This is a genomic window from Palleronia sp. THAF1 (assembly GCF_009363795.1).
Classification (GTDB): Bacteria; Pseudomonadota; Alphaproteobacteria; order Rhodobacterales; family Rhodobacteraceae; genus Palleronia.
This window is the reverse complement of the sequence record NZ_CP045420.1, coordinates 394,348-410,877: the sequence shown is the minus strand read 5'-3', so window position 1 is coordinate 410,877 and position 16,530 is coordinate 394,348. Positions and strand designations below refer to the sequence as shown.

Annotated in this window: 18 protein-coding genes and 1 riboswitch; of the genes, 6 read left to right on the top strand and 12 right to left on the bottom strand. The window is 64.1% G+C overall.

Features of this window, described 5'->3' with window-relative positions:
• Positions 1-50: 50 nt before the first annotated feature.
• Positions 51-1,232 carry an O-succinylhomoserine sulfhydrylase gene (gene metZ / locus FIU81_RS02105; protein ID WP_124110854.1) on the bottom strand — a complete coding sequence of 394 codons (1,182 nt, stop codon included), beginning with the start codon at positions 1,230-1,232 and terminating at the stop codon, positions 51-53.
• A 40-nt stretch (positions 1,233-1,272) separates the two neighbouring features.
• A riboswitch (SAM riboswitch) is annotated at positions 1,273-1,351 on the bottom strand.
• Between the two features lie 127 nt (positions 1,352-1,478).
• Between metZ and FIU81_RS02100 the strand changes: the two genes are divergently transcribed.
• Entirely contained in the window at positions 1,479-2,354 is an 876-nt protein-coding gene (locus FIU81_RS02100; RefSeq protein WP_124110853.1) for an alpha/beta hydrolase, read from the top strand.
• Between the two features lie 97 nt (positions 2,355-2,451).
• On the opposite strand, the gene FIU81_RS02095 is transcribed toward FIU81_RS02100, so the two are convergent.
• The 4 genes from FIU81_RS02095 to ftsY all read right to left on the bottom strand — a co-directional run bounded on the left by FIU81_RS02095 (position 2,452) and on the right by ftsY (position 5,531).
• On the bottom strand, positions 2,452-3,039 hold the full coding sequence (locus FIU81_RS02095) for an inner membrane-spanning protein YciB (protein WP_124110852.1): 588 nt from the start codon (positions 3,037-3,039) through the stop codon (positions 2,452-2,454).
• A 5-nt stretch (positions 3,040-3,044) separates the two neighbouring features.
• Positions 3,045-3,947 (bottom strand): EamA family transporter, encoded by a 903-nt coding sequence (locus FIU81_RS02090; protein ID WP_124110851.1) that lies wholly within the window; start codon positions 3,945-3,947, stop codon positions 3,045-3,047.
• A gap of 67 nt (positions 3,948-4,014) precedes the next feature.
• Entirely contained in the window at positions 4,015-4,413 is a 399-nt protein-coding gene (locus tag FIU81_RS02085) for a GNAT family N-acetyltransferase (protein ID WP_124110850.1), read from the bottom strand.
• Positions 4,410-5,531 carry a signal recognition particle-docking protein FtsY gene (ftsY, locus tag FIU81_RS02080; protein WP_152460897.1) on the bottom strand — a complete coding sequence of 374 codons (1,122 nt, stop codon included), beginning with the start codon at positions 5,529-5,531 and terminating at the stop codon, positions 4,410-4,412. Before ftsY ends, FIU81_RS02085 begins: the two co-directional genes overlap by 4 nt.
• A 122-nt stretch (positions 5,532-5,653) precedes the next feature.
• On the opposite strand from ftsY, the gene FIU81_RS02075 reads away from it, so the two are divergent.
• Together FIU81_RS02075 and FIU81_RS02070 are read left to right on the top strand one after the other, a co-directional pair.
• On the top strand, positions 5,654-6,715 hold the full coding sequence (locus tag FIU81_RS02075; RefSeq protein ID WP_124110923.1) for an alkane 1-monooxygenase: 1,062 nt from the start codon (positions 5,654-5,656) through the stop codon (positions 6,713-6,715).
• A gap of 4 nt (positions 6,716-6,719) precedes the next feature.
• On the top strand, positions 6,720-7,118 hold the full coding sequence (locus tag FIU81_RS02070) for a hypothetical protein (protein ID WP_124110924.1): 399 nt from the start codon (positions 6,720-6,722) through the stop codon (positions 7,116-7,118).
• A gap of 2 nt (positions 7,119-7,120) precedes the next feature.
• Here FIU81_RS02070 and xseA read toward each other — a convergent pair whose 3' ends face one another.
• On the bottom strand, positions 7,121-8,656 hold the full coding sequence (gene xseA / locus FIU81_RS02065; RefSeq protein ID WP_124110925.1) for an exodeoxyribonuclease VII large subunit: 1,536 nt from the start codon (positions 8,654-8,656) through the stop codon (positions 7,121-7,123).
• A gap of 32 nt (positions 8,657-8,688) precedes the next feature.
• The gene (locus FIU81_RS02060; protein ID WP_124110926.1) at positions 8,689-8,889 is read right to left on the bottom strand and encodes a hypothetical protein; all 201 of its coding nucleotides are present in this window, start codon (positions 8,887-8,889) and stop codon (positions 8,689-8,691) included.
• A 95-nt stretch (positions 8,890-8,984) separates the two neighbouring features.
• Between FIU81_RS02060 and purD the strand changes: the two genes are divergently transcribed.
• Positions 8,985-10,250, top strand: coding sequence for a phosphoribosylamine--glycine ligase (gene purD, locus FIU81_RS02055; protein WP_124110927.1), 1,266 nt, complete (start codon positions 8,985-8,987; stop codon positions 10,248-10,250).
• Between the two features lie 56 nt (positions 10,251-10,306).
• Here the strand turns inward: purD and FIU81_RS02050 are convergent, their stop codons facing one another.
• Both FIU81_RS02050 and FIU81_RS02045 read right to left on the bottom strand, forming a co-directional pair.
• Positions 10,307-10,984, bottom strand: coding sequence for an FG-GAP repeat domain-containing protein (locus FIU81_RS02050; RefSeq protein ID WP_320414785.1), 678 nt, complete (start codon positions 10,982-10,984; stop codon positions 10,307-10,309).
• Positions 10,981-11,304 (bottom strand): 2Fe-2S iron-sulfur cluster-binding protein, encoded by a 324-nt coding sequence (locus tag FIU81_RS02045; RefSeq protein ID WP_124110928.1) that lies wholly within the window; start codon positions 11,302-11,304, stop codon positions 10,981-10,983. The genes FIU81_RS02050 and FIU81_RS02045 overlap by 4 nt, the downstream gene beginning before the upstream one ends.
• 102 nt (positions 11,305-11,406) lie before the next feature.
• On the opposite strand from FIU81_RS02045, the gene FIU81_RS02040 reads away from it, so the two are divergent.
• Complete coding sequence (locus FIU81_RS02040) at positions 11,407-11,796, top strand: OB-fold nucleic acid binding domain-containing protein (protein WP_124110929.1); 390 nt, start codon at positions 11,407-11,409, stop codon at positions 11,794-11,796.
• A 62-nt stretch (positions 11,797-11,858) separates the two neighbouring features.
• Entirely contained in the window at positions 11,859-12,350 is a 492-nt protein-coding gene (locus FIU81_RS02035; RefSeq protein ID WP_172971375.1) for a peptidoglycan-binding domain-containing protein, read from the top strand.
• 275 nt (positions 12,351-12,625) lie between these two features.
• On the opposite strand, the gene FIU81_RS02030 is transcribed toward FIU81_RS02035, so the two are convergent.
• The 3 genes from FIU81_RS02030 to hflK all read right to left on the bottom strand — a co-directional run bounded on the left by FIU81_RS02030 (position 12,626) and on the right by hflK (position 16,507).
• Positions 12,626-14,047, bottom strand: coding sequence for a DegQ family serine endoprotease (locus FIU81_RS02030; protein ID WP_124111150.1), 1,422 nt, complete (start codon positions 14,045-14,047; stop codon positions 12,626-12,628).
• Between the two features lie 235 nt (positions 14,048-14,282).
• The gene (gene hflC / locus FIU81_RS02025) at positions 14,283-15,338 is read right to left on the bottom strand and encodes a protease modulator HflC (RefSeq protein ID WP_124110931.1); all 1,056 of its coding nucleotides are present in this window, start codon (positions 15,336-15,338) and stop codon (positions 14,283-14,285) included.
• On the bottom strand, positions 15,338-16,507 hold the full coding sequence (gene hflK, locus FIU81_RS02020; protein ID WP_124110932.1) for an FtsH protease activity modulator HflK: 1,170 nt from the start codon (positions 16,505-16,507) through the stop codon (positions 15,338-15,340). The genes hflC and hflK overlap by 1 nt, the downstream gene beginning before the upstream one ends.
• Positions 16,508-16,530 lie beyond the last annotated feature (23 nt).

The window sequence follows — 16,530 nt, the reverse complement described above, 5'->3', positions numbered from 1 at the left end:
CGCCGTGCGGTTTCCAGTTCGGTGCGTCATTTGACGCACCGGCTAACGCGTCAGATCGCGCCGAGGGCATTGGAAATATCGGCAATCAAGTCCGCTTCATCTTCCAGGCCCACCGACAAGCGCACAAGGCCGGGGCCGATCCCCAAGTGATCACGCTGTTCTTCGGACAGACGCGAGTGGGTGGTGGTCGCGGGGTGAGTTACGATGCTTTTCGCGTCGCCCAGATTATTCGAGATCGTCACCAATTCCAGCGCATTCAGGAAGCGGAACGCGGCCTCTTGCCCGCCTGCCAGATCCAGCGAGAGCACGGTGCCGAAGCCGGTCATCTGCTCTGCCGCAATGGCATGCTGAGCGTGTGAGGGCAGGCCGGGATAGATCACCTTCGCCAAGGCCGCGTGGCCTTCGAAATGCTCGGCCAGCGTTTGGGCCGTGGCAGTCATGGCGCGCACACGCAGGTCGAGAGTTTCCAGCCCCTTCAAATGCATCCAGGCCGTGAAAGGCGACATCGCGCCGCCGGTGTGCTTCAGATACGGCTCCAGCGTCTTGCGGATGAAAGCTGTCGTGCCCAGCACCGCGCCGCCCAACGCGCGACCCTGCCCGTCAATGTGCTTGGTGGTGGAGTAGACAACCACGTCGGCCCCAAGCTCGACTGCGCGGGAATAGATCGGAGTGGCGAAGACGTTGTCGACAATCACCATAGCGCCAGCGTCATGGGCCAGTTCGGCAACGGACTTCAGGTCGATCACATCCAACGCAGGGTTGGACACGGTTTCCAGGAACACAGCACGCGTATCGGGCCGGATCGCCTCGCGCCATTGGTCCAGATCGGTACCGTCGACGAAAGTCACTTCGACGCCGAAGCGGCTCATGATCTCTTCCAGGATATACAGGCACGACCCGAACAGCGCGCGGGACGACACGATGTGATCGCCCGCCTTGCAGATCGCCATCAGCGATGCGTTGACGGCCGCCATACCAGACGCAGTGGCAAAGCCATCCTCGCAGCCCTCCAACGATGCAAGCCGTTCTTCGAACATGCGCACCGTGGGATTGCCGTAGCGGGCGTAGATAAACTCATCTTCGCCCAGCGTGTCGAAGCGCTGCTGCGCCTGTTCCGCACTGTCGTAGACGAAACCTTGGGTCAGAAAGATCGCTTCCGAGACCTCGCCGTATTGCGAGCGGCGGATACCGTCATGGACCAGCTTGGTGCGGGTCTTGCGGGTGTCTGTCATGGGTCAATGTCCTTTCGTGTCCGACCCACCGATAACAAGGGACGGTCCACGACCGACCTCTTTAGCGGGATGTTTAACGTGGCCCGCAATCCGGTGAACAAATCGCCACGACGTGTGCGGATTAGACCGCAGGCCCGTGACGGTCAAGCACCGTCACGGAGCTTTCACCTTGGCTTCACTGTTCTGTCGTAGTGTCCGGTGTACGCGCTCACGCAAGATGTGGGGCCGTCGCGACAGGAGTTCGACATGGGTCTGATGGCGGTGAACGTGACACGCGACGGAGCGCTATGTGGCGACGAGGCGCTGGCCCGCCATTTGGCCACCCTGCCCCGCAACGCGCCGATCATCGTGATGGTGCATGGCTACAAATACGATCCGGGGGCAGAGGGCCGTTGCCCGCATGAGACGTTGTTCGACGCAAGCGCCGCCGATTGCGGGCGCGGCGTGTCCTGGGGCACAGAATTGGGCGCCTTCGATGGCGCGGCTTCCCCGCTGTGCATCGGCTTCGGCTGGCCCGCACGCGGGTCGGTCTGGCGCGCATGGCACATGGCCGATCGCGCAGCCGCCCCGCTGGCGGGTCTGCTCAGCCGCATCGCAGCGCGCGGACGGCGTGCGCATTTGGTCGCACACTCCATGGGCGCAAGGGTATGCCTGCGCGCGGTGGCGCTAGCCCCGGCCGGATCAGTAGGTCGCGTGATCTTGCTATCGGGTGCCGCGCACCGACAAGACGCACGGGCGGCCCTGACCTCATGCGCCGGAGCCTCGATCGAGATCGTGAACGTCTCGGGCCGCGAGAATACGGTGTTCGACCTTCTGACCAGCGCCGTGACTGGCGTCCCGAACCAGACCATCGGTTGCGGCTGGCAAGCGGGCGATCCGCGTTGGCTGGACCTGCGACTGGATCGCGACGACACGCTCGCGGCCTTGCGGCGGTTGGGTTTTCCGGTCGCTCCGCCCTCTGCACGGATCTGCCATTGGTCCGGCTACACGCGCGCCGGCGTTTTCGCACTCTATCGTGCGTTGCTGGCGGACCGTCCGCTTGCGCTTCGAATGCTAACGCCTGAGCCGGCGACCGAGACGCGGAGTGCGATACTGGTCCGGCCCCGAACCGCCATGCCTTAACGGAATGTTCAGCCTGTGGGGCTAGAGGGGGGCGATGACAACGCGTGCCTGGCCTTTTCCGTAAGCTTCTTGGCTGATGGGGCTGTTCGCTCGAACCTTACGAATCCTGCTCGGTTCCGTGTTCCTTGAACAACCGGCCCTGCAAAATGAAGAACACGAATATCGCCGCGGTCAGACCGAAAGTCTTGAAGTTCACCCAAGCATCCGTGGACATGGTGCGCCACACGATCTCGTTCAGCACGGCAAGCCCGAAGAACAATGCGCAGAACCGCTGCGTCAGGATCATCCATCCCCGGTCATCCAAGGGCAGCGCCTTGCCCATGACCGAACGCAGGTAGCTTTTGCCCTGTAACAGCCCCACGCCCAGCGCCGCCGCGAAGATCAGGTAGATCAGCGTCGGCTTCATCTTGAAGAACCGCTCATCGTTCAGCCAAACGGTCAGTCCTCCGAAAACGACGACCAGAACCAGCGTCATGATCTGCATCGTCGACAACTCGCCCGTCAGCTTCCACAAAAGAAACGTGGACAGCATCAAAAGCGGCACGAAGCCCGCGGTGATCAGAATGAAGCCCGTGTATTCGGTGCCGCCAATCATATAAGTGCGGTCGCGCAGCAAAAGATACGCGATGAAGAAGGCCGCGATGGGGCCGAGTTCCAGAACCGTTTTGAGCGTCGCCTTGGACATACCGCCTACCCGCTGAATTCCACGATGACTGCTCCTAGCGCGATTAGGGCCATAAGGACCAGCCTGCGCGGTCCAACCTTCTCTCCGAGCATGATCCAGCCGATCAAGGCGGCAAACACGGTCGATGTTTCGCGCAAGACGGCCGCCTCGCCCACCTTGTCGAGCCGTGTGGCCATCATGATCGAGCCGAAAGAGCCAAGGGCCACCAGCCCGCCGGTGATCCCCCGCCGCGCAAGGGCAGGCCAATCGTCAATCCGCGCCACGGCACGTCGGTGGAAAATCGCGACCAGCGGCGGAAACAGCAGCCCGTCGAGCGCGAAGAACCACATGAGGAACGTGAACGGATTCGCCGTCGCGCGGATTCCGTAGGCGTCGTAGGTCGTGTAAAGTGCCACGAACAGGCCGGTCAGGACCGCCAGCGCCAGCGCAGGGACCAGAGTGTCGCGCTGCACTGTAAGGAAGATGAAGTTGTAGACGGCCAATCCGAAGATTCCGGTCAGCAGCACGCCGATGCCGACCCATTGCAGCGCGCTGTAGCTTTCATCGAAGACGATCATGGCGCCGATCACGGCGAACAGCGGGCCGGTGCCGCGCACGACCGGATAGACGACTGTGTAGGCTCCCTTCACATAGGTGAAGCCCTGCGCGAGCTTGTAGCAAAGGTGAATGACCATCGCGCCACCGAAGATCGGCCACATGTGCGGCTCTGGCCAGGGCACGACGAACAGCGCGAAGGGCAGCGCGATCAGCCCGTAGGACAGATCCATCGCCATACGGCTGATCCATGGATCGTGACGGCCTTTCTGCAGCGCGCCAAAGATCGCGTGCAGGATCGCTGCCGTCAGGGCCAGCACCAGCGCAAGGTTGTGCCCGGCTGGCGTGCCTTCGAGACCGGTCAGCCAATCCAAGGGAGCACCCAATCTTTAAAGAAGACACCAGTGCGGATCCGCTCATGCGCATAACGATAACCGCGCATCACGTGTGCATGCGTTCCATCGCAGTGCGGGTCTCGAACCCGGCCTCGGTATACAGCGCGAAACTGCCGGGACGTGCGACGACTCCGATCGCACATCCGCGCGGCAGGGCATCGTCGCACCATGCCATCGCGCGCTGCATCAGACCACGCCCGATCCCCTGACCGCGCCAATCGGGGTGAACAGCCAGATCCGTCAGGCTGACCGTCAGCCCCCCATCCCCCACGATGCGCAAGATACCCACCAGCCGTGCGCCGTCGCGCGCCGTCACACAGTGAAGCCCACCCGAAAGCCCCTTGGCGGCAGCGGCAGGCGTTGCGCGGGGTAACCCGGCGGCCTCGCGCAGCTCCAGGTACTCACCAACGATGGGAATGTCGCCATCCTTCCAGCTCAGGCTCATTGTGCAAGGCCCGTCAGCGCGGCGGCGAATTCTTCCGGGTCGAACGGGGCCAAATCGTCGATCTGTTCGCCCACGCCGATGGCGTGGATCGGCAGGCCGAACCGGTCGGCCAGCGCCACCAGCACACCACCCCGCGCGGTGCCGTCGAGCTTCGTCATGACCAGCCCCGACACATCGGATATCTTTTGGAAGGTCTCGACCTGGCTCAGCGCGTTCTGGCCCGTCGTCGCGTCCAGCACTAAGACGGTATTATGCGGCGCTGACGGGTCTTTCTTGCGGATGACGCGAACGATCTTGGCCAGTTCCTCCATGAGATCGGCGCGGTTTTGCAGACGCCCTGCCGTGTCGATCATCAGCAGGTCAGCGCCCTGCTCTTCCGCCTTCGTCATCGCATCGAAGGCAAGGCTGGCGGGGTCGGACCCTTGCGGCGCGGTCATCACCGGCACGCCGGCGCGATCGCCCCAGACCTGCAACTGCTCGACCGCTGCCGCGCGGAAGGTGTCGCCCGCCGCGATCACAACGGATTTGCCAGCTGCGCGGAACTGCGACGCCAGTTTGCCGATGGTCGTCGTCTTGCCCGATCCGTTGACGCCCACCACCAACACGACCTGCGGTTTCTTGGGGTACAGCGGCAGCGGACGGGCTACAGGCTCCATGATGCGCGCGATCTCTTGGGCCAACAGCGCCTTGATCTCTTCGGTGGATACACGGCGGCCATAACGCCCTTCGGCTAGGTTGGCCGTCACACGTGCGGCGGTGGTCACGCCCATGTCGGCAGATATCAGCAGGTCTTCCAGGCTTTCGAGCATGTCATCGTCAAGCGGGCGGCGCACGGCCTCTCCCTGTCGCTTGAAGAAGCGTCCGATCACACCGGATTGCACGGGCACGGCGGGGGTGGCTGCGGGCGCCTCTTCCACCGGCGCGGGGGGCGGCGGGGCGGGAACAGGTTCTGCGGGGGGCTGCGGCTCGGGTGTAGTCGGCGCGGGATCCGCCTGCGGCTCAGGCGCGGGATCGGCCTCGGACACCGCTCCGCCGTCCTCGACGATGGCATCCAGCCCCTGATCCAGTTGCGACGAGGACTTGAAAAGCTTCGATTTCAGCTTGTTGAAAAACGACATGGCGGGGCGTCTCCTTCACTGCCCATCTAGGACGAATGGTCGCCGGTTGGAAGATCGCCGCTTTTTTACCGGATTTTCACGGTAGATCGGTTAGGACCGCACCGACCCTATGGACCATCGCCATGCCTCTGTTGTTCGCCATTGCCACGATCCTGCCGCTGGTGCCGATGGCGCTTGGCTATGCCACTGGAGGGCTTTGGGTGCTTGCGGCGGTTCTTTCGATGACCGTGCTTGTCGCGGGGTTGGATGGATTGGTGCGCGTCGTGACCCCTGCCTTACCGGAGGAAGTCGAATTCCCGGCAGGACCGCTTTTATCGGTCGTTCTGGGCTTAGCGCAAATCGCGTTGCTGATCGTCGCGGTCGCCAGGCTGGGCGGCGGGACGCTGTCATGGACCGAATCGGTCGGGCTGGCTTACGCAACCGCGCTTTGGCTGGGGCAGGTCGGCAATTCCAACGCGCATGAGTTGATCCATCGCGGGCGGGCAAGCCTGAGGCGGCTGGGCACGGCGCTGTTCGTATCGGTTCTGTACGGCCACCACGCCTCTGCCCATCCGAAGGTGCATCACACCTACGTTGCCACGCCGAACGATCCGGCAACGGCGCGACTTGGTCAGTCGGCCTACGCCTATTTCGGGCAGGCTTGGTGGGGTGGCTTCCGCGCCGGACGCGCGGCAGAGCATCGGTTGCTGGAGAAACGCTATGGCGCCGCTTGGCGGCGGCACGATCCGTATATCGCCTATGTCTGGGGCATGCTGGCGTGCCTGGCGATTGCGGTGGTTGCGGGCGGGGTCGCGGGCCTGTTGTGGTATCTGGCGCTCGCTGGAATGGCGACCCTCCAGATCATGCTGTCGGACTACGTGCAGCACTATGGGCTCCTCCGGGCAGAAGTTGCGCCGGGTCGGTATGAGCCTGTCGGACCCGCGCACAGCTGGAACGCACCGCACTGGTATTCAGGGGCAATGATGTTGCACGCCCCGCGCCATTCGGATCACCACGCGCACCCATCGCGGCCCTTTCATCACCTGTCGATGCCGCAAGCGTCAGAGGCGCCGCGTTTGCCGCGTTCTTTGCCGACCATGTGCGCAATCGCGCTGGTGCCGTCCTTATGGCGGCGGATGATGGATCATCGTGCGCGGCGTTGGTCCGAAGCGGCTGGCGTGCAGGCCGGTGCCGTGGCAGGCTGAAAAGATGAAAACGCTTGTTTGTAGTTTATTGGTCGTCGCCCTGTCCGGCCTTTCCGCAATCGCCCAAAGCGCGATGAGCGCCGAGGCCTTCGATGCCTACACCCGCGGCAAGACCCTTAGCTTTTCCGCAGATGGCACCCCCTACGGCGCCGAAGAATACCGCGACGACCGACGGGTGCGATGGTCCTTCTTGGATGGCGAGTGCCGAGAGGGGCGTTGGTTCCCGGAAGGCGATGCGATCTGCTTCGTCTACGAAGACGACCCGGACGCGCAATGCTGGCGATTCTACCAGACCGGCAGCGGCCTGCGCGCCGAATTCCTAGGCGGTGACGGCGGCGCGCTGTACGAGACACAAGCCGCTGAGGATCCACTTCTCTGCCTTGGCCCGGAAGTCGGCGTTTAAGCCTATAGCAAAGAACCCTGTTCCGGCGGAGACTCCGGTTTCGGCTTCTTCGGCGCAGGTCCGGTCAAAGGAAATTTCCCGTCCCGGAACTCGATCTCCAGCCGCGCCGCAGATTTTGCCTGCGCCTTCGTGGTGACGACGGAATCGCCATCGCGGACGACCGCGAAGCCCCGCTCTAGCGTGGCCTGATAGCCCAGTGTCGCATGCAGCCGGGCGGTCGCGTCCAACCTTTTGCGCGCTGCATCGATCGAACTGGTAAGGGCGCGTTCCATCCGATCAGAGTAATTCGCAAGATCGGTCGCGCCTTGCGCCAAGTTGCGCCGGATCGTGCTGTCGGACACCGAAATGCGCGCCAAGCGTTCCCGCCGGTCCCGCACGCCACGTTCCAAAGCGGGCGCAAGACGATCCGCGAAGCCATCGACCCGGTCCCGGCGCGTCGCGATACGGTCGCGCAGCACGGACGGGCGCAATCCAGCAGCCGTTGCGGCCAGATCGGCGCGGCGACGGTCCACACCAGCCGTCAGGGCCAGCGGCAAGCGCGCCTCGACCCAGTCGAACTTCTGGCGCGCGGGTGCGGTCAGAGTTTCGGGACGCGGCAAGGCACGTGACAGGTCCGCCAACCGCTGACGGCGCGACCCCACAGCCTGCTCCAATCCGCGCGACAGTCGCGCGCCCTGCCCATCAAGCCACGTCGCCAATTCCAAGCGCACGGGCACCGCCAATTCGGCGGCGGCGGTGGGCGTTGGCGCGCGCTTGTCGGACACGTAGTCGATAAGCGTTGTGTCCGTCTCGTGCCCGACGGCAGAGATCAACGGGATCGCACTGGCTGCCGCGGCGCGCGCGACCACCTCTTCGTTGAAGCCCCACAGATCCTCTATCGAGCCGCCACCGCGCGCGACGATCAGCAGGTCAGGCCGCGGGATCGATCCACCGGGAGACAGCGCGTTGAAGCCTTCGATGGCGCGCGCAACCTGCGGCGCGCATTCGCGGCCCTGCACGGCAACGGGCCAGACCAGCACCTTGCGCGGGAAGCGTTCGCGCAGGCGGTGCAGGATGTCACGGATGACCGCACCGGAGGGCGAGGTGACGACGCCGATCACCTCTGGCAGGAAGGGCAGCGGGCGCTTGCGTTCGGGCGCGAACAGCCCTTCGGCTTCCAGCGCCGCCTTGCGCTTTTCCAGCATCGCCATCAGCGCGCCAACGCCGGCTGGGCGGATATCGTCCACCGTCAGCTGGTATTTCGACTGCGAGCCGAAGGTCGTCAGCTTGCCGGTGGCGATGACCTCCATCCCCTCTTCCGGCTGCTGGGTCAGGCCGGCGGCCTGGCCCTTCCACGTCACGCAGGCGAGCACGTTGCGGTCGTCCTTGACGTCGAAATATAGGTGGCCAGAGCGGGCAATGAAGACGCGCCCGATCTCTCCGCGCACCTTGACGCGTCCGAATTCGCCTTCCAGCGTGCGTTTCACCGCACCCGAAATCTCGGAGACAGTGTATTCGTGGGCGTTCGCGCCGGGTCCGGTTTCGTCGAAAAGTTCCATGGGCGTACCCTAACCGCGGCCTGCGCGGATGCCTAGTCGGAGCAGTCCGAACAACACGTTCCGCAGGGTTGCGCGCCGTCGAATTCCTCGCGCGCGTGGGTCAACCCGGTGTCGCAATTGGCGTAGTCGCCCACCGCTTTTCGCTTGTCCGCGTTCGGCAGGAATTGGCAGGCTTCCGAGTGCATGACGTGGGTGCCATCGTCGCGGGCTTTGGTGTTGACGTAGTATTTCATCGCATCCTCCGGTTTCGGGGCCAACGGCGCACGCTTCACAAAGGTTGCGGGGTCGGTGTAGGGCGGGGCGAATTGTCACGAAGGGGGCCGTGCCCATGAACATCCTGATCCTCGGCGGCGGCGGGCGGGAGCACGCGCTGGCATGGGCCGTGCTGCAGAACCCGAAGTGCGACCGGCTGATCGTGGCCCCCGGCAATGCTGGGATCGCAGGTATCGCCGAGACGGCATCACTGGCCATCGACGATCCGCAGGCCGTGGTCGAATTCGCGGGCGAGAACGCGGTGGACTTCGTGGTGATCGGACCGGAAGCGCCGCTGGCCGCCGGTGTGGGCGATGCGTTGCGCCGCGCGGGCGTGTCGGTCTTCGGACCGAACGCGGATGCGGCGATGGTCGAAACATCCAAAAGCTTTACCAAGGAGCTGTGCGACGCCTGTGGCGCGCCGACGGCAGCCTATGGGCGGTTCACGCAGGCTAGTCCGGCGCTGGACTACGTGCGGGCGCAGGGCGCGCCGATCGTGGTTAAGGCCGATGGACTGGCTGCAGGCAAGGGCGTGATCGTGGCCGAAACGGTAGATCAGGCCATAGACGCCGTGCGTGATATCTTCGACGGACAGTTTGGAGATGCTGGCGCGGCTGTCGTGATCGAAGAGTTCATGCAAGGGGAAGAGGCGTCGTTCTTCGTATTGGTGGACGGCACCGACGTACTGCCCATCGGCACGGCGCAGGACCATAAGCGGATCGGCGAGGGCGACACAGGGCCGAACACCGGCGGCATGGGGGCCTATTCGCCTGCGCCGATTATGGACGCCGCGGTGACCGAGGCTGCGCTGGAGCAGATCGTGCGGCCCTGCGTGGCAGAGCTGGCGCGGCGCGGCACGCCCTATTCCGGTGTGCTGTACGTCGGGCTGATGATCCAAGATGGCCAGCCCCGGCTGGTCGAGTTCAACGCGCGTTTCGGCGATCCCGAATGTCAGGCGCTGATGATCCGGCTGGGGGCGCAGGCACTTGACCTGATGCAGGCTTGTGCCGAGGGGCGGCTGGCGGATGCGCGCGTGAACTGGGCTGACGACCACGCAATGACTGTTGTCATGGCGGCGGAGGGCTATCCGGGCGACTATGCCAAGGGATCGGTGATCGGTGGGCTGGAACAGCTACTGGCGACGTCGAGCCAGGTCGTCTTCCACGCGGGCACCGCGTTGAAGGACGGAAAGCTGGTGGCGAATGGCGGGCGCGTGCTGTCGGTCACGGCGCGGGGCGACGATCTGCGGCAGGCGCGCGAGCGGGTCTATGCGATGGTCGATGCTGTGGACTGGCCCGAAGGCGTGTTTCGGCGCGATATCGGGTGGCGTGCTTTGAAGTGAGCGCAGAGCGAGGGCGCTGCCCTCGCGCTCCTGAGGTATTTTCGGAACGATGAAGGTCAGCGGCAGCCAAGGGCAGCGTTTAAACGGTTGCCGCTGTTCGGACCAAGGTCGCGTAAAGACGGTCCGGGTAGCGCCACTGCGACGACGCGGGACCAGTCGGCGCTGAGAAGGACAAGTTCGGGACCGACGCCGCAGTCGCGGACGCCACCGGCGATGGTGCTGTCACCGATGCGGTGGTTGGTGACGCCATCCAAAGCCGCGATTTCACGCAGCGTGTCGCCCTCTAACCGCCAGATGCGCAGGCGCTTGGCCAGGTGGGGGCGATCCACGTAGGCGATTTCGACGCGCCCGTCCCCATCGAGATCGGCGATGCCGGCGGGGGCCAGCCAGCGGTTGGTGCGGCCGATGAAGGCGTTGGCCGCGACGAGGCCGGTTTCATCGTAGATCGACAGGCGCGCGCCTTGGGTCACATCAGTCTCGACCACGATGACTTCGCCATCGCCATCGCCGTCCACATCCGCAAGGCGGGGGGCCGTATCCTCGAACACGCGGTTTTCCGGCAGGCGGACCGTCAGGCGGCGGCCTGAGTCGTCTCGCATGACCAGCGCGCCCCATTCGATGGCATCGCCAAGGATGCCGTGGGCGTAACGTGTGGTCGGCTCGGTGTAGTCGGCGGAAACGATTCCCGCCGCAGCGGGTGCGGCCCAAAACAGCAGGGCCGCGAGGCGGATCAAATCTGCTTTTCCGGCATCTGAACGACTAGACCGTCCAGATCGTCGGTGACTTTGATCTGGCAGGTCAGACGCGAGCGGGCGGGGTCAGGCTCATACGCGAAGTCGAGCATGTCCTCTTCCATCGCCTCTTTCGCGGGCAGCTTGTCGGTCCAGCCTTCAGCCACATAGACGTGGCAGGTCGAACAGGCGCAGGCGCCGCCGCAGTCGGCCTCGATCCCCGGAATGCCGTTGTCGCGCGCACCTTCCATGACCGTCAGGCCGTTGGGGACGTCCACGACGTGCTCTTTTCCGCTATGCTCGATGTAGGTGATCTTCGCCATGGTCGTCGGCCTCCTGAATTGGTTGCGTCAGACGTAGAACGCAGAGCCCTGTGATACCAGACGGGATTGCCTCGATCCGCCGGATGTTCCACATTTGTTCCTATGGTCGAGTTCGATTCCCCCGATGGCGGCTGGCCGCGCCCGCCTGCCGCCCTGCCCCATGGCTGGCTGGACCGGCCACCCAATGGCGCGCGCGTGACCGTGGCGGGGCTGGTCTTGCTGCGCCAGCGGCCCGGCACCGCCAAGGGCGTCGTGTTCCTGACGCTGGAGGATGAGACGGACGTGTGCAACGTCATCGTCTGGAAGGCGATGTACGAACGCTTCCGACGGGCCGTGATCTCTGGGCGGTGTCTGCGCGTGACGGGACGGGTCCAGCGCGACAGCGGTGTGTGCCATGTGCTGGCCGAAGAGATCGAGGATATCAGCTGGATGCTGGACGATCTGTTGCGCACGGGCGCCACAGAGGGCGCGCAAACGGGTGCGGACGGATAGGCCGGGGCTTTGATCTGTGGTAGCCTCACTGCGAAATGGCCCGTCAGAGGCTTTGGAGCAGTATGTATCGTCTTGGTTTCCTTGCGCTTCTGGCGCTGTCGGGATGCGGCATCAGCGCGCCGCAAGTCTCGCGGTTCGTCGAACCTGCGTTGTCGGCGACGCGTCGGCAAACGGTCGACATGACCCGCCCGGAGATCTGCCAGGCCCGCGATGAGACGCCTGCCGTGATCGAGACCGTCACCGAAAGCCGCATGGAAGGTGGTGCTCTGCATACTGAGACCACGCAGAACATCGTTCAGATCCGCCGTGTGCAGTGGTTCGACACCCCGTGTCTGACCGCCTGGACGCCGGAATTCATTGCCAGCGTGCAGCGGGCGCTGATCGTGCGAGGTGTAATGGCCGGGCCGGCTGATGGTGTCATGGACGGCCGTACGCGCGCGGCGATCCGTGTGTTCCAGCGTGACGAGGGAATCAACTCGGACGTGCTGTCGATCGCGGCGGGCAAGCGCTTGGGGCTGATCGTGTACGACCGCGCGGAGGCCGTGGCACGTTAGACGGCGACGACCGGTGCAAGACATGGCGGTATAGGTATATTCCCAGAATGTGTGCCGATGACCGACCTAAGAAAATTCGCAGTTCCAAAGTTCAGCTACGAAAATTTTGGCATTGACAACGGGCGCACGGCAGCCGCCAAGACGCCCGTTCGATCATCTTGGAGCTAAAACTTTAAGATTCGGTATCCAGCGCCTTGCCCCTCTGCTTTCTGGGGACACCATATGAAAATAGGGCCACCCATCAGGCGGCCCCACCATCCAGCTTCCAGCGTACCTTACTCCAGCGGCAGCGCCAGGAAGCGCGGGTCACCTTCGCGACGGATCAGCAGCAGGATCGAGCGGCGACCGGCGTCTTGAGCGGCCTCGATACGGTCCTGCAGATCAGCGGCGCCGGTAACCTGCTCTTGTCCGGCTTCGGCGATCACGTCACCGGCGCGGACACCCTTCTCATAGGCTTCGCTGTCCTGCGCCACATCCGTAACCGCCAGACCGTCTTGGCCGGACTCCAGACCCAGCTGCTCACGCATCTCATCGGTCAGCGGGGCGACGGTGATGCCCAGGATGTCTTCTTCCTGCGCCTCTTCGGGCGCGTCGACTTCGGCCGAGGCGGGCACGGCTTCGGCCTCTTCGCGGCGACCCAGCGTCACGTCCAGATCGATCTGCTCGCCATCACGGTAGACCGTTACCGGCACCGTTTCACCCACGGGCGCATCACCCACGCGACGAACAAGGCCACGCGTGTCTTCCACCGGCTGCTCGTTGAACGACACGATCACGTCGCCCGCCTCGATGCCCGCTTCCATCGCCGGGCCTTCGGGCACATCGGTTATCAGCGCACCAGAGGCTTGCTCGAGTCCGATGCTTTCGGCAATGTCGTCCGTCACGTCCTGAATACGGACGCCCAGCCAGCCGCGACGGGTTTCACCGAACTCACGCAGCTGGTCGACGACCTTGGTGACCACGTTCGACGACATGGCGAAACCGATGCCGATAGAGCCGCCGTTGGGCGACAGGATCGCCGTGTTCACGCCGACGACTTCTCCGTCCATGTTGAACAGCGGGCCGCCAGAGTTGCCGCGGTTGATGGCCGCGTCGGTCTGGATGTAGTCGTCATAGGTGCCCGATAGCGCGCGATTGCGGGCCGAAACGATACCAGCCGAGACTGAAAAGCCCTGACCCAACGGGTTGCCCATGGCCATCACCCAGTCACCCACGGCGGCGTCGTTCGAATCGCCGAACGGGACGGGCTGAAGCGGTGCCTCGGACGTGACCTTCAGCAGCGCGATGTCGGTCTTGGGGTCGGTGCCGATGATCTCTGCAGGCAGTTCTTCGCCGTTGAAGAACTCGATGTTGATCTCATCCGCGCCTTCGATGACGTGGTTGTTGGTGACGATGTAGCCGTCTTCCGAGATCACGAAACCCGATCCCAGCGCTTGGCTGCGGCGGGGCTGCGACGGGCCTTGGTTGCGGTCCATGAAGTCGCGGAAGAAGTCTTCGAAGGGAGAGCCTTCGGGTATCTGCGGCATCATTGGGCCGTCTTGGCGGGCGGCGACCGTGGTCGAGGTCGTGATATTCACCACCGAGTCGGAAATCTGCTCGGCCAGCGGCGCAAATGTCTCTGGCGCGGCCTGCGCAGTGACGGCGGGCGTCACGATCATCGCGGTGCCGAGCATCAGTGCGGTGGTCAGGCGGCGCATCTGGCGCGCTGGGGCTTGAATCGGGAAGGTCACGTGAGGTGTCTCCTTGAAACTTAAGTAGAGGGGCTGGATCGGGGCGGTCCTGCCGCTCTGGTTCCTGCCTGTCATGCATATGAGATAGGCAGTCAGTGTCACAACGCAACGATCGCTAACGAAGACTCAATCCGTCGTGACGATCTGTAACCTAGGCTTGGGACGAAAAAGGCCCGCCGGGTGGGCGGGCCTTTGGTTCGGATCAGTTGGTCGCGGGCGCGGTGTCGTCCGCTGGCGCCGTATCCTCGGCAGCGGCTGCGCCGTCATCTTCGGGCGCGGCCTCGGGCTCTGCCGGGGCTGCTTCCTGACCGGATGCTGCCGTATCGCCACCATCGCCCCCTTCGGCCGAGGCCGTTTCGCGGGCGGGTGCCGGGGTGACCGGGCCGTTGGGGCTGTCGGACTTCAGGTAGTTGAAGAACTCGCTGTCGGGCGACATCACCATCGTCGAGTTGCTGCCCTGCAAGGCACGCTCATAGGCGGTCAGCGAACGGTAGAACTCGAAGAACTCGGGATCGGCACCGAATGCGTCACCGAAGATACGGTTTCGCGTTGCATCGGCCTCACCACGGGTGATCTCGGCTTCACGTTCGGCCTCGGATACCAGTTCCACACGCGTACGGTCTGCCTGCGCACGCACGCGCTGGGCGGCTTCTTCACCACGGGCGCGTTCGTCCGTTGCCTCACGCTCACGCTCGGCGCGCATACGCTCGAAGGTTGCGGCAAGGTTCTGGTCGGGCAGCGCGGTCTGCTTCAAGCGCACGTCGATGACCTGAATGCCCAGCGCGTTGGCCCGGCTGCGCGACTGATCGCGGATACGGGTCATCAACTCGGAACGGTCTTCGGACAGGATCGTGTTCGACGTCACACCATCCGAACCCAGAACCGCACGGGTCTGTGCGATCAGGATCGCGGCCAAGCGGCTTTCGGCCGAGCGGATGCCACCCACGCCGACGGCACGGCGGAACTGCTCGACATCGGCAATCCGGTAGCGCGCGAAGGCGTCAACGATCAGACGACGGTCATCAGACGGCGTCACCTCGATCGGGTCGGTGTCGAGCGACAGGATCCGGTCGTCATATGTCACGACGTTCTGAATGAACGGCACCTTGAACGCGAGGCCCGGCTCTTCCTTTACGTCGCGGATCTGACCGAACTGCAGGACCAGCGCCTTCTGGCGTTCGTCCACGACGAAGAACGAGTTCAGCCCGACGAAGATCGCAAGGGCAAGGACGCCCAGCAAAAGATAAAGTTTGCGCATCAGTTAGACGCTCCGTTCGTATTGGTTGTCGTCGCGGTGCGGTTGCGGCTTCCCGTCAGCTCGTTGAGCGGAAGGTAGGGAACCACGCCCTGACCACCGGCACCGCCCTGCTCGTCCAGGATGACCTTGTCGATATCGCCCAGAACGCGCTCCATCGTTTCAAGGTACAGACGCTTGCGGGTTACCTGCGGCGCGCGCTGATATTCGGTCAGCACGGCAGAGAAGCGCGACGCTTCACCTTCCGCTTCGTTGACCTGCTGCGCGCGGTAGGCTTCGGCCTCTTCCAGAAGCTGAGCGGCCTGACCACGAGCACCGGCGAGCACTTGGTTCGCGTAGGCATCGGCCTGACGTTGCAGACGGTCACGCTCTTGCTCGGCGGCCTGCACGTCGCGGAAGGCATCAATCACTTCAACGGGCGGGTCGGCTTTGTCGAGGTTCAGACGCAGGATGTTCACGCCGGATTCGTAGCTGTCGAGGGTCGTCTGGATCAGCTCGGTCACGCTGGCGGCGATTTCGTCCCGGTCACGGTTCAGGATCGGCGCGAGTTCGGACCGCGCAATGACTTCGCGCATGGCCGATTCGGACACGGACCGGATTGTTTCGACCGGCTCTGCCAAATTGAACAGGTATTGGGCGGGGTCACGGATGTTCCACACGACCTCGAAGTCGATGTCGACGATGTTGGCATCCGTGGTCAGCATCAGACCGTCGCCAGAATTGGCACCACGGCCGACGCCCAGCTCTTCGGTCTGCTCTCGGGTCACCGGCAGAACTTCATGCGTGACCAAGGGCCAGGGCGCGAAGTTCAGGCCCGGCTCGCCGGTTGAGGAATACTCGCCCAGGAACAGCTCTACGGACTGTTCTTCCGGGTTCACGCGATAGAAAGACGCAAAAAGCCAAAGGCCGACCAACGCGATACCCGCAAAGATGAAAACGCCGCGACCGGGGCCTTCGCCGCCGGACCCGCCACCACCTGTGTTCGGACGGCCCTTGCCGCCCATCAGCACGCGCAGCTGTTCCTTACCGCGATTCACGATCTCGTCGATGTCAGGGACCTGTCCGCCCCCTTGGCCGTTGGGACGTTGCCCGTTTGGCGGACGTCGATCCCCGCCATCGTTACCGCCGCGGTTTCCACCGCCGCCCCAAGGACCGCCGTTGTTGTTCGCCATCTGTGGTGCGTTCCCTCTTGTCA

Bases quoted from the DNA above. Each gene is read 5' to 3' on its own strand.
- metZ (WP_124110854.1), bottom strand. From the start codon at position 1,232: ATGACAGACACCCGCAAGACCCGCACCAAGCTGGTCCATGACGGTATC.
- FIU81_RS02100 (WP_124110853.1), top strand. From the start codon at position 1,479: ATGGGTCTGATGGCGGTGAACGTGACACGCGACGGAGCGCTATGTGGC.
- FIU81_RS02095 (WP_124110852.1), bottom strand. From the start codon at position 3,039: ATGTCCAAGGCGACGCTCAAAACGGTTCTGGAACTCGGCCCCATCGCG.
- FIU81_RS02085 (WP_124110850.1), bottom strand. From the start codon at position 4,413: ATGAGCCTGAGCTGGAAGGATGGCGACATTCCCATCGTTGGTGAGTAC.
- ftsY (WP_152460897.1), bottom strand. From the start codon at position 5,531: ATGTCGTTTTTCAACAAGCTGAAATCGAAGCTTTTCAAGTCCTCGTCG.
- FIU81_RS02075 (WP_124110923.1), top strand. From the start codon at position 5,654: ATGCCTCTGTTGTTCGCCATTGCCACGATCCTGCCGCTGGTGCCGATG.
- FIU81_RS02070 (WP_124110924.1), top strand. From the start codon at position 6,720: ATGAAAACGCTTGTTTGTAGTTTATTGGTCGTCGCCCTGTCCGGCCTT.
- xseA (WP_124110925.1), bottom strand. From the start codon at position 8,656: ATGGAACTTTTCGACGAAACCGGACCCGGCGCGAACGCCCACGAATAC.
- FIU81_RS02060 (WP_124110926.1), bottom strand. From the start codon at position 8,889: ATGAAATACTACGTCAACACCAAAGCCCGCGACGATGGCACCCACGTC.
- purD (WP_124110927.1), top strand. From the start codon at position 8,985: ATGAACATCCTGATCCTCGGCGGCGGCGGGCGGGAGCACGCGCTGGCA.
- FIU81_RS02045 (WP_124110928.1), bottom strand. From the start codon at position 11,304: ATGGCGAAGATCACCTACATCGAGCATAGCGGAAAAGAGCACGTCGTG.
- FIU81_RS02040 (WP_124110929.1), top strand. From the start codon at position 11,407: ATGGTCGAGTTCGATTCCCCCGATGGCGGCTGGCCGCGCCCGCCTGCC.
- FIU81_RS02035 (WP_172971375.1), top strand. From the start codon at position 11,859: ATGTATCGTCTTGGTTTCCTTGCGCTTCTGGCGCTGTCGGGATGCGGC.
- FIU81_RS02030 (WP_124111150.1), bottom strand. From the start codon at position 14,047: ATGCGCCGCCTGACCACCGCACTGATGCTCGGCACCGCGATGATCGTG.
- hflC (WP_124110931.1), bottom strand. From the start codon at position 15,338: ATGCGCAAACTTTATCTTTTGCTGGGCGTCCTTGCCCTTGCGATCTTC.
- hflK (WP_124110932.1), bottom strand. From the start codon at position 16,507: ATGGCGAACAACAACGGCGGTCCTTGGGGCGGCGGTGGAAACCGCGGC.